Here is an 11502-nt window from a genome sequence, read left to right as displayed (position 1 = left end):
AATCACGTTTTTAAATTGCTCCCCAACGCCCAGCACCCAAAGTCTGGTAGGACCATCACTTTTTTCACGGGGCCTAATCATCACCCGCATACTACTTGACAGGAGCTTTCATAATGTCCTGCTATCCCTATTATATGCAGCTCTTCAGGAAATCTATGCACTCATTTTCCATCAAAAATAATTCGTTCTGGATGCGTGTACACATTGAAAGACTGCTGACGAATAAAGCCAACGGTTGTAATGCCCAGTTCTTCCGCCAACGTTAACGCCAACTCAGTAGGTGCTGACTTGGACAGTACCATTTCACAACCAATTTTAGCGACTTTCAATAAAATCTCGGAAGAAATCCGCCCACTGAATACAATTACTTTATCCCCGACAGGAATTTGATGCTTCAAGCAATATCCATATATTTTATCTAAAGCATTATGTCTGCCAATATCCATCCGTGCCAGCACAATACCACCGGAATCACAGAGCGCTGCATTATGCACACCACCCGTTTGACGGAACATCTCTGCCGATTGGTCCATCTGATCCATTAAGAAAAAACAATCGTCTGGCGTCAACGTCACACGTGTTTCCGTCATCTTTTTGGCCGTCAAAGCATCGTTGGCAAAAACAAATCCTTGGCGACTCATGCCACAACAAGAAGTAATATAGCGCTTATTCATTAATTTTTCATAGAAAGGATACAGCTTATCCGTTTCAATATGCACAATCCCTGTCTCTTCCTGCACACGAATCGATTGAATCGATTCGTACTTTGGAATCACACCTTCCGACGCCAAAAATCCAACCACCATATCCTCCATATACTCCGGCGAGCAGACGATAGTGGCAAATTCCTGCCCGTTTATATGAATGGTCACAGGATGCTCCGTCACAACACGGACTTCCTTGTTCACGCACTTCCCCTGCGTATAATGAACGACCGTCCGCCCCTTTTCCAATTCCATCCGCCTCTCCCCCTCTATACTATTTCAATAATCAAAAAATAGATTGTAGATTCATTTACTTTCTATTATACTAGAAAGTAGAGATAATCCTACCTTGTTCAAAACGAACCCACTATGAAAGTGCACGCATTACGTCGGTGTATTTTTTTCATAGTGGTTTTTTATTAATTAAAGGAGGTGCCATTTTGGTAATTAAAATCAATGGGACAGATTTCAACTTTGAAGAAGGTCAAACGCTAATTGAGCTCATCAACCACCATCAATTTTCCCATCCTCAAATTTGTCATCTACCAGAAGTCGACCCGATTGAGACGTGTGATACATGTATTGTCGAAGTCAATGGTCAACTGATGCGGGCTTGTTCTACAAAAGCCGTTGCTGGGATGGATGTCCAGCTTTCTTCTAAACGCGCCAAGGAAGCGCAGACCGAGGCAATGGATCGCATTCTTGAAAATCACCTGCTGTATTGTACAGTTTGCGACAATAACAATGGCAACTGCAAAATACATAATACAGTAGATTTGATGGAAGTTGAGCACCAAAAGTATCCGTTTGAGCCGAAGTGTTCGACAAATGAGGTTGATTTTACCCACCCATTTTATCGCTACGATCCGAACCAATGCATCGCTTGCGGCCAATGCGTCGAGGTATGCCAAAACTTGCAGGTCAATGAAACCTTGTCCATCGATTGGGAACGAGATCGTCCTATTGTGTTATGGGATGGCGGCGCAAAAATTAACGACTCCTCCTGCGTCGGCTGTGGCCAATGTGTAACAGCTTGTCCATGTAATGCGCTAATGGAAAAATCAATGCTTGGTGAAGCTGGCTTCGTGACCGGACTAAAAGAAGACATCCTAACGCCGATGATTGACCTCGTCAAAGATGTCGAGCCAGGATACAGCGGCATTATGGCCATTTCAGATGCGGAAGCAGCGATGCGCGATACACGGACGAAAAAAACAAAAACCGTTTGTACATTTTGCGGGGTTGGCTGTTCATTTGAAGTATGGACAAAGGACCGTAAAATCTTAAAAATCCAACCTGTTTCCGATGCACCCGTCAATGCGATTTCCACTTGTATCAAAGGAAAATTTGGCTGGGATTTTATTAATAGTGATAAACGACTCACCACGCCCCTTATTCGCAAAGGGGATTCCTTTGTTGGGGCATCGTGGGAGGAGGCGCTTGACCTTGTCGCGCTCAAACTAGGAACGATTAAAAAAGAGCATGGCAAGGAAGCTGTCGGCATCATTTCTTCATCGAAGATTACGAATGAGGAAAACTACGTCATTCAAAAGCTTGCCCGCCAAGTGTTTGAAACGAATAGTGTCGATAACTGTTCACGTTACTGCCAGTCTCCCGCAACGGATGGTCTTTTCCGTACTGTCGGAATGGGCGGCGATGCCGGAACGATTGAAGATATTGCCAAGGCTGGCCTTGTCATTATTATTGGTGCGAATCCAGCTGAAGGTCATCCTGTTCTCGCAACGCGTGTCAAACGCGCCCATAAATTGCATGGTCAAAAACTGATTGTCGCTGACTTGCGGAAAAACGAAATGGCGGAGCGCTCCGATATTTTCATCAGTCCGAAGCAAGGAACGGACCAGGTGTGGCTGATGGCTGTGACCAACTATATCATTCAGCAAGGCTGGCATGATCAGTCTTTCATTGATGACAATGTCCATTACTTGGAAGAGTTTAAAGACGTTCTTTCAACATACACACTCGATTATGCAGAGAGAATTTGTAACGTACCGAAAGATATGCTCATTAAAACAGCTGAATTGATTCGCGATGCAGATGGCACTTGTATCCTATGGGGCATGGGGGTAACGCAAAATACAGGTGGCTCTGATACATCCGCCGCCATTTCGAACCTGCTGCTTGCAACTGGCAACTATCGACGACCTGGCGCAGGAGCCTACCCACTGCGCGGGCATAATAATGTGCAGGGCGCCTGCGATATGGGCACTTTACCAGGCTGGCTGCCCGGCTATCAGCATGTGACTGATGACGCGGCACGTCAAAAATTCGAACGCGCATATGGTGTGTCAATCGATGATAAGCCGGGGCTTGATAATATTCAAATGCTCCATTCTGTAGATGACGGCATCATGAAAGCCATGTACATTGTTGGGGAGGATATGGCACTTGTCGATTCCAATTCCAACTTCGTGCATGACATATTGGCGAAGCTCGATTTCCTTGTTGTGCAGGATGTTTTCTTTTCAAGAACCGCCCAATACGCCGACGTCATTTTACCAGCAGTGCCTTCGCTTGAAAAAGACGGCACCTTTACGAATACCGAAAGACGTGTACAGCGCTTGTACAAAGCACTCCCGGAGCTCGGCGATGCCAAAGCGGACTGGTGGATTATTCAAGAGGTAGCGAGCCGGCTCGGGCAGAACTGGAATTTTAGCCATCCTGCTGATATTTTTGCAGAAATGGCAAGCCTATCTCCTTTATTCAGTCAAGCAGATTATAGTGTAATGGAAGGCTGGAATAGTTTCTTATGGGGCAGTTTAGATGGATCAAGCACTCCTCTTCTGTATGAGAATGGCTTTAATTTCCCAGATAAAAAAGCGCGCTTTGCACTATCCGACTGGGTAGAGCCTGTTGAATTTCCAATAGAATACGATCTTCATATTAATAACGGGCGCTTGCTAGAGCATTTTCATGAAGGCAATTTGACGAATAAGTCGGATGGTATTCAAGAGAAGGTTCCAGGAATTTTCGTCGAGGTATCACCTGAACTTGCTAAAGAGCGCGGCGTAGTAAGCGGCTCACTCGTCCGTTTAGTTTCACCGTATGGAGCGTTAAAACTACCCGCTCTCGTCACAGACCGGGTCAAGGAGAATGAATTATTTTTACCGATGAATTCAGTGGAAAAAGAATCAGCTATTAATTTCCTAACAGGGCCTGCAGTGGATCAGCGCACGAATACACCTGCCTATAAACAAACGATGGTGCGAATGGAGGTCCTTCGAAAAGACGGAGAAAATCCTCTGCCTGCATCCAATCCACGCAATAAAGTGCGTCACCCACAAAACGGTGTTGAAGTGGAGCGCAAATGGGCACGGCCGGGTTATGTTCATTTAACGGATTATTTGGAGGAAAGGTGATTAGCGATGGCGATACCAATTACGACGATTCATAAAAATGAGTTGTCACCCGAAGATATCAAACAGCAGAAACTGACAGAGCTCCAGTCATTCATTGCCGAACAAGACGAAGCGCTTCAAAAAATCCTTGCGATTACAGGCGAGCTAGATGACGCGGGCATTTTCGATGCATTACAGGCAATGGTCAAAGCGAAGGAAAATCTAGCACAAATCGCAGTCACACAGGCTTCACGAGAACCAGTCACAAATCTTATTAACCATGTATTAAAAGCATCCGGAGCCCTATCGTCCATCGACCCTGCCATCACAGAAAAACTCGCAAACGGCATTAAAAAAGGACTCGACGAAGCCGAGCTCTACAGTGGTAACGGAGAAAAACTAAGCATCTATCAGCTGATGACAGCCTTGAACGACCCGGATATTAATCGCGCCGCTAAATTTGGACTCGATTTCTTGAAGGGAATGGGGAAGGAGCTAGGGAAAGCATAGTCCCTAAATAGTAGAAAAAGCGGAGCAGCCTCATTTAGGCGCTTCGCTTTTTTGCTCCCCACGACTTGCCACTGCACGAAAATCGGCTTCAACCTTTGCATTCAAGCGCTTTTCAAAGCCTTTGCCAAGAAGCCATAGTAACACAATCGTCAGCACAACAATAACCGTCCGATCCGGCTGCGTTAACAGCGCTTTTAAATCATAGCCAATGAAACTAATCGTGAAAATCATTACCAATTTCCCCGCCATTAGCGTTACCAAATAATATGTTTTCTTCATATTGGATAGAGCCGCAACGAGATTGACAAGTGCAGATGGTGTAAACGGAAAACAAATCAATAGAAACAGTGGGCCAAATCCATGCCCATCCACCCATCTAATTAATTTTTGGACCCGTGGTTTTTTCGTCAAAAATTGTAATAGTCGATTCCGACCATATTTCCGGATAATTAGAAATACTGCATACGATCCGACTACCGCCCCAGCCCATGACAAAATAAATCCATACCAAAGACCATACGCGGTTGCATTTGCAAAAACGAAAACAAACAAGGGCAGGAACGGCAAAAATGACTCGATGAATGGCAATAAAAGTCCAATGAACGGCCCTAACGCCTTGTAATGCTGCGCCAATTCTACAATTTTATCTACATCTAGCCATTCATTCATCCCAAACACCTCCCAAAACACTTAATTCTACACCAATCATTCTATCCAATTTTACTTATAAATAAATAAGATGTCTTTAATTTAGAATTCTCTTATATATACCCATTAAAGCACGGAATTATAGTATAATCACAGGAAACCTTTAGAAAGATGTGACAATATGGAGAATAACCATTTTTCAGCCGGATTAAAAGCCGGTACAAGTATCGCTATTGGCTACTTCCCCGTTGCCCTCACATTTGGACTTCTTGCGAAAACAGCAGGGTTGTCCATCGTCGAAGCAACAGCGATGAGCATTTTCGTTTATGCGGGCGCAGCGCAATATATGTCGCTCAGCTTGATTACATATGGAGTCGATCCATTATTAATCATCATGAATACCTTCGTCGTCAACATTCGACACTTTCTTATGACGGCTTCGCTTAATGAAAAGATGCAGCCCGCGAAAAAATGGATTAAATCTATCTATGCTTTCGGCATTACGGATGAATCATTTTCTGTCCTTGCAACAAGTAAAAAAGGCAGAATCCCGACCGCCTTTGCATTTGGTGTCGCGCTCATCGCCTATGGAAGCTGGGTCATTTTTACCGCTATCGGTCATGTCATCGGGGCTAACCTGCCGCAATTTTTACAAGCCGCCATGTCCATCGCGCTCTATGCGATGTTTATCGGCCTGCTCGTCCCTTCCATGAAAGGCAACCGCAAAGTCGTCATGCTGGCAGGCATAGCAGCAGTTACCCACTGTTTGCTGTATGTCACGGGTGTATCAACCGGATGGTCCATTTTAATCGCAACATTAGTTTCTTCTATTTTAATCGAAATTGTCTATGCTCGACTCGGTAAAGCCACTATGTATAGCCAAAAGGAGGAAGCTTAATGGGACCAACTTATTGGTGGATGCTGTTCGGCATGGCACTTGTAACATACATACCTCGTATGATTCCGTTGACATTTTTAGATGGTAAGGAATTGCCCCCCATCGTATCAGGCGTTTTGCGTAATATTCCATACGCAGTCCTCGGTGCACTCATCTTCCCCGCCGTGTTATTCGTGCAGGAGGGCAATATTTTATTTGGCGTCATTGGTGCCGGGGTTGCATTTTTGATTGCGATTTTGGGAGGCGGCGTCATGTCCGTCGTGCTCGGTACGATTGGCGTACTTGCTGTTTATAGTTTGTTTATGTAAGGGACTGCTTAAATGCGGTCCTTTTTTTGATGAATAAAATACGAGACCACTCCTCCGAAAAGAAGCGGTCTCGCATTTTATTCATCCTCGGTATGTTGCCGGGCTTTATTCACCATACGTGTTGCATACCAGAAGCCTACCGTTAACGACAGCGCGTCTGCCACATATAACAGCCAATTATGCGTATAGCCTGCATAGACCGAAGCAGCAATTAGCGCAACCGTCAATATTAGACCGACGACATGGTGAAAAGTCACACGTGTAAAGAAAATGACAAGAAGCCCAGGCAGCAAAAAGGCTAGCAACAATTTCGTTTCAAATGAATCCATGTCACACATTCCTTCCAGCATACAGGTTTATCGCACAACGAGAAGGCCAAGGCGATGATGATCATGTCTGTAAATGACTTGCTGCATCAGCCGCACTTCTCCGTTCCGATCGACCACCTGCATACGACAATGCGCTGCATTGATCTGAATCGCGTCATACAGCTCTTTTTCATTGCTCACTTGAATACCATTCACAGAGCGAATACATTCCCCAACTACTAAACCCATCTTCTCCCCAGGAGAATCTGGTAATATACCTGCAATCACAACACCAGTAGGATGGGGACTAGCTGCAAATCCTCCCTGACGTTCACGAATAGAAAATAAAATGGAAATCGTAATTCGGCAACCTACGCCAATTAACAGCGCCACCCATCCTAATATCGGCATCCATATCGCCGTTAAACCTATACCAATCACAATAATACCTGCCCAACCAACCGCACGACCCACTTTTGGCAATAAAACATCTGAGTACATCGAGCGCGCCACTTGCGAAAATCCGATGATAACCGGAAGTGGAATAAAGCTGAACGCCTTTTCTCCAAGTGTAAACTGAGGCCAATACGGGAGATAAGCCGAAATCATATCCCCAGGAATCACAAATACAATCGGCAACAACCAAAGTCGTTTCGCCTTAAATACCGCCGCCCGCAGCCCGCGATTCGTCTCCATTAAATAAGGTGATGCATATTTCGTAGTCGAACGACCAATGAGAAGCCCCTCCGCCACAAGCAACAAGCCAGCAATGACAGGAATCGTAATCGCCAGCTCACCAAACAAATCGACGTGTCCCGGACTCCAGCCCCTAAATGTAAATGTCCCAGCATATTTCCCAATAAAATAAAGGGCGAAAAAAGCCGTTGCTGCAAAATAGATAGGTGAAGTTATTTTATAATAAAATGAAACAAGTCCAATAAGCGATGCCGCCGTAAACAGTACAAGCCACCCTGGATCAACGAGCAAGCCAGCCACCGAAATAATAATCGACAACAAAAGCGCATATAACCACGACTCCGCCAACAATCGCTTCAGCTCAGTCAAGCCAGGCAATAAACGCACCTTAAAACTACGACGCTCGCGCTTCACACGAAAATACCCTAAAGCAACAGCAACTAGAAGTGTCACTAGGAGTAAAGGATTTAAGAAAAATAGTGCAACCGCCTGTAATACATCAACCAATATATTCTCGGACACGAACCGCCACCATCCCATCTTCCACAACCTCATTTCCTCTCATTGTATCAAAATAATGAGAGGAAATGTAAAAGAATCTTGGAAACTATCAGAAGGAGGGCAAGTGTCAAGGGGGATTGGGAAACTGTCAGGGTGATTTTCCGATCTGTAATGGCTATTTTGCTAACTGTAATGGCTATTTCGGGAACTGTAAGGGAGAATAGGTGAACTGTAATGGCGAAGGCAAACTATAGGGGCTATTTGTCGAACTCTAATGGCTATTTTGCCAACTGTAAGGGCTATATCGGAAACTGTAAGGGAGAACGGGAGAACTGTATGAGTAAGTCGGTAAACTGTCAGAGTAATCCTGTGAACTGTAAGAGTAAAGCTGAACTGTCAGAGTTAATGCCATAACTGTAAGAGTAAGCTAGCGAACTGTCAGAGTTAACCCCTGAACTATAAGAGTAAAGCTGAACTGTCAGAGTTAATGCCATAACTGTAAGAGTATACCGGCAAACTGTCAGAGTTAACTCGTGAACTGTAAGAGTTAATACCGTAACTGTAAGAGTAAGCTGGCAGACTGTCAGAGTTAACTCGCGAACTATAAGAGTAATGCCAAACTGTACAAGTTAATGCCATAACTGTAAGAGTAAGCTAGCGAACTGTCAGAGTTAACCCCTGAACTATAAGAGTAAAGCTGAACTGTAAGAGTAAACCGGCGAACTGTCAGAGTTAATGCCGTAACTGTAAGAGTAAGCTAGCAGACTGTCAGAGTTAACCCCTGAACTATAAGAGTAATGCCAAACTGTACAAGTTAATGCCATAACTGTAAGAGTAAGCTAGCGAACTGTCAGAGTTAACCCCTGAACTATAAGAGTAAAGCTGAACTGTAAGAGTAAACCGGCGAACTGTCAGAGTTAATGCCGTAACTGTAAGAGTAAGCTAGCAGACTGTCAGAGTTAACCCCTGAACTATAAGAGTAATGCCAAACTGTACAAGTTAATGCCATAACTGTAAGAGTAAGCTAGCAGACTGTCAGACTTAACCCCTGAACTATAAGAGTAAAGCTGAACTGTCAGAGTTAATGCCGGAACTGTAAGAGTAAGCTAGCAGACTGTCAGACTTAACCCCTGAACTATAAGAGTAAAGCTGAACTGTCAGAGTTAATGCCGGAACTGTAAGAGTAAGCTAGCAGACTGTCAGACTTAACCCCTGAACTATAAGAGTAAAGCTGAACTGTCAGAGTTAATGCCGGAACTGTAAGAGTAAGCTAGCAGACTGTCAGACTTAACCCCTGAACTATAAGACTAAAGCTGAACTGTAAGAGTAAACCGGCGAACTGTCAGAGTTAATGCCGTAACTGTAAGAGTAAGCTAGCAGACTGTCAGAGTTAACCCCTGAACTATAAGAGTAATGCCAAACTGTACAAGTTAATGCCATAACTGTAAGAGTAAGCTAGCGAACTGTCAGAGTTAACCCCTGAACTATAAGAGTAATGCCGAACTGTAAGAGTTACTGCCGTAACTGTAAGAGTAAGTGGGCAAACTGTCAGAGTTAACTCGTGAACTATAAGAGTAATGCCGAACTGTAAGAGTTACTGCCGTAACTGTAAGAGTAAGTGGGCAAACTGTCAGAGTTAACTCGTGAACTATAAGAGTAATGCCGAACTGTAAGAGTTACTGCCGTAACTGTAAGAGTAAGCTAGCAGACTGTCAGAGTTAACCCCTGAACTATAAGAGTAAAGCTGAACTGTAAGAGTTAATGCCATAACTGTAAGAGTAAGCTGGCAAACTATCAGAGTTAACTCGTGAACTATAAGAGTAATGCCGAACTGTAAGAGTTAATGCCGTAACTGTAAGAGTAAGTGGGCAAACTGTCAGAGTTAACTCGTGAACCATAAGAGTAAGCAGACAAACCGTCAGAGCAAGCCCAACCCCTCAGCATACTCTCCCTACCAAAAAAGCTCCCAGCACATCGCCAGGAGCCCCGCTTTCACTTCTCATTCATCTTATGGTGCATATAACCAAGCGCCATTTGTAGCTGTTCATCATTTTCGCGATCGTCTCGGAACGCCTCCACTTGCCCTTTCAGCGCAGTAAAGAAGATGCGATCCATGCTTTCAGCTGCTTTCACTTTCGAATCGACGCGAAACGCATGGACCGCTCGAGCTGTTGACTCGTCAAAATAACCGTCTTGTCGTCCAACAGTATAACCAAGTCCCTCGAGTAAACGCTGTCCATACGCGACATTATCATGGTAATCGCCGTCATTATAAACTTCCGCGACGAGTCGGATATGCTCGCTAAACAACGCTTTTTGGGCAACCTCAAGATCCGTTTTCACTCCTTTGCCATGAATCCAGCTTTCCTTGGGTGTAAGCCATTTATGTGTTGATAGCTTCATCTCTCCGCCATTCGACAATTCCGTAATATCTTGGACGGTTCCCTTTCCAAAACTTGTCACACCCATAATATAGCCCCTTTTCAAATCCTTCAACGCCCCGCTCAGTACTTCACTCGCCGAGGCACTCCCTTTATCCTGTAGCAATACGACAGGCATTTTCTTCAGCTTTTCATCATAGGTATATTTCTCCGATGCCTCTGTCACAAGTGGCGTCAACGCCCCTTTCGCATCTTGCATGAAGGCAAAAACCGTATCCTCCGGTAATAAACTACCCGCGATGTCACCGACCGTATGCAAATACCCTCCCGGATTGCCACGTACATCAATTATTAACGACTGCGCACCTTCACTAATAAGCTTATTGGTCGCCTTCTCCCACTCTTTTGCACTTTCTTCAGCAAATTTCGTCAGTGATATGTAACCAATCTTTTTGCCACGCATTTCCATCACTTCTGCTGACACTGTCTTTACAGCAATCGCATCACGCATGACTGGCACTTCAAGATGTTTATTCAAGTCTGGTCTGTAAATAGTCATCGTCACCGTCGTTCCTCGCTTACCCCTAATACGCTGCACCACGTCCTGCAACGATTTTCCGTCCAAGCGCTCTCCGTCAATCTGAACAATTTCATCATAAGGCTGCAAGCCTGCTTTCTCAGAAGGTGAACCTTTCATTGGCGCAACGATAATGAATTTCCCATTCGACCTTGTCACTTCGGCACCGATACCAATCCGTTCACCTGCAAGCGATTCCTTATGCGCAGCCGCCTCTTCCTGCGTTAAATAGGTCGAATACGGATCGCCAATCACATCGGCCATGCCACGCAGCGCCCCTTCAATCAGCAACTCCTGTTCAACCGGATAAACCCCTTTGTCCTTAATCACATCCAGCGCCTCATCAATTACCGGGAACGTACTTGCCGTACCCGTCCCTTGCTCGTTATTCGCCGCACAGCCATCTAGTATTAAAAATAAGCCGAGCAACATCACAACTAAAATTACGAATAGCAAAAACCGGCTTCTTTGCATTATGCAATGTCCCCTCCTCCGTCCACTATATGAACGGAAAAGGTACATTACGACAGAGAGAACCGGCTTTCTTCAAATCAATCACGCCTCGTTGTGATTGCGTCCAGGTTTATGACATCCGCTGGGAGGCTTAACTTCATT

Annotated in this window: 9 protein-coding genes; 4 read left to right on the top strand and 5 right to left on the bottom strand. The window is 44.8% G+C overall.

The window, feature by feature from the left end; all coding sequences use genetic code 11:
- Positions 1-161 precede the first annotated feature (161 nt).
- Positions 162-959 carry a formate dehydrogenase accessory sulfurtransferase FdhD gene (gene fdhD, locus R2B77_RS02600; RefSeq protein ID WP_203245984.1) on the bottom strand — a complete coding sequence of 266 codons (798 nt, stop codon included), beginning with the start codon at positions 957-959 and terminating at the stop codon, positions 162-164.
- 182 nt (positions 960-1141) lie between these two features.
- Between fdhD and fdhF the strand changes: the two genes are divergently transcribed.
- Entirely contained in the window at positions 1142-4081 is a 2940-nt protein-coding gene (fdhF, locus tag R2B77_RS02595) for a formate dehydrogenase subunit alpha (RefSeq protein ID WP_404830731.1), read from the top strand.
- A 6-nt stretch (positions 4082-4087) separates the two neighbouring features.
- Positions 4088-4570, top strand: a complete 483-nt coding sequence (locus tag R2B77_RS02590; RefSeq protein ID WP_203245983.1) for a DUF1641 domain-containing protein — start codon at positions 4088-4090, stop codon at positions 4568-4570.
- A gap of 30 nt (positions 4571-4600) precedes the next feature.
- On the opposite strand, the gene R2B77_RS02585 is transcribed toward R2B77_RS02590, so the two are convergent.
- Positions 4601-5239 (bottom strand): TVP38/TMEM64 family protein, encoded by a 639-nt coding sequence (locus R2B77_RS02585; RefSeq protein WP_203245982.1) that lies wholly within the window; start codon positions 5237-5239, stop codon positions 4601-4603.
- 160 nt (positions 5240-5399) lie between these two features.
- Between R2B77_RS02585 and R2B77_RS02580 the strand changes: the two genes are divergently transcribed.
- Both R2B77_RS02580 and R2B77_RS02575 read left to right on the top strand, forming a co-directional pair.
- Positions 5400-6116: an AzlC family ABC transporter permease gene (locus R2B77_RS02580; RefSeq protein ID WP_203245981.1), complete on the top strand. Its 717-nt coding sequence runs from the start codon at positions 5400-5402 to the stop codon at positions 6114-6116.
- Positions 6116-6424, top strand: coding sequence for an AzlD domain-containing protein (locus R2B77_RS02575; RefSeq protein ID WP_203245980.1), 309 nt, complete (start codon positions 6116-6118; stop codon positions 6422-6424). The genes R2B77_RS02580 and R2B77_RS02575 overlap by 1 nt, the downstream gene beginning before the upstream one ends.
- Positions 6425-6501: 77 nt before the next feature.
- On the opposite strand, the gene R2B77_RS02570 is transcribed toward R2B77_RS02575, so the two are convergent.
- From R2B77_RS02570 to R2B77_RS02560, 3 genes are all read right to left on the bottom strand, one after another.
- Positions 6502-6753 (bottom strand): CsbA family protein, encoded by a 252-nt coding sequence (locus R2B77_RS02570; RefSeq protein ID WP_203245979.1) that lies wholly within the window; start codon positions 6751-6753, stop codon positions 6502-6504.
- Between the two features lie 27 nt (positions 6754-6780).
- Positions 6781-7968, bottom strand: coding sequence for a PDZ domain-containing protein (locus R2B77_RS02565; RefSeq protein WP_203245978.1), 1188 nt, complete (start codon positions 7966-7968; stop codon positions 6781-6783).
- A 1953-nt stretch (positions 7969-9921) separates the two neighbouring features.
- Positions 9922-11361, bottom strand: a complete 1440-nt coding sequence (locus R2B77_RS02560) for a S41 family peptidase (protein ID WP_203245977.1) — start codon at positions 11359-11361, stop codon at positions 9922-9924.
- Between the last annotated feature and the right edge of the window lie 141 nt (positions 11362-11502).

The organism is Sporosarcina beigongshangi, from assembly GCF_033485195.1.
GTDB lineage: Bacteria > Bacillota > Bacilli > Bacillales_A > Planococcaceae > Sporosarcina > Sporosarcina beigongshangi.
The sequence above is the reverse complement of the archived record's forward strand: the minus strand, read 5'-3'. Positions and strand labels throughout refer to the sequence as shown.

What these genes read in the sequence shown, in the direction of transcription:
- fdhD (WP_203245984.1), bottom strand. Translation starts at nt 959, where the DNA reads ATGGAATTGGAAAAGGGGCGGACGGTCGTTCATTATACGCAGGGGAAG.
- R2B77_RS02590 (WP_203245983.1), top strand. Translation starts at nt 4,088, where the DNA reads ATGGCGATACCAATTACGACGATTCATAAAAATGAGTTGTCACCCGAA.
- R2B77_RS02585 (WP_203245982.1), bottom strand. Translation starts at nt 5,239, where the DNA reads ATGAATGAATGGCTAGATGTAGATAAAATTGTAGAATTGGCGCAGCAT.
- R2B77_RS02580 (WP_203245981.1), top strand. Translation starts at nt 5,400, where the DNA reads ATGGAGAATAACCATTTTTCAGCCGGATTAAAAGCCGGTACAAGTATC.
- R2B77_RS02575 (WP_203245980.1), top strand. Translation starts at nt 6,116, where the DNA reads ATGGGACCAACTTATTGGTGGATGCTGTTCGGCATGGCACTTGTAACA.
- R2B77_RS02570 (WP_203245979.1), bottom strand. Translation starts at nt 6,753, where the DNA reads ATGGATTCATTTGAAACGAAATTGTTGCTAGCCTTTTTGCTGCCTGGG.
- R2B77_RS02565 (WP_203245978.1), bottom strand. Translation starts at nt 7,968, where the DNA reads ATGGGATGGTGGCGGTTCGTGTCCGAGAATATATTGGTTGATGTATTA.
- R2B77_RS02560 (WP_203245977.1), bottom strand. Translation starts at nt 11,361, where the DNA reads ATGCAAAGAAGCCGGTTTTTGCTATTCGTAATTTTAGTTGTGATGTTG.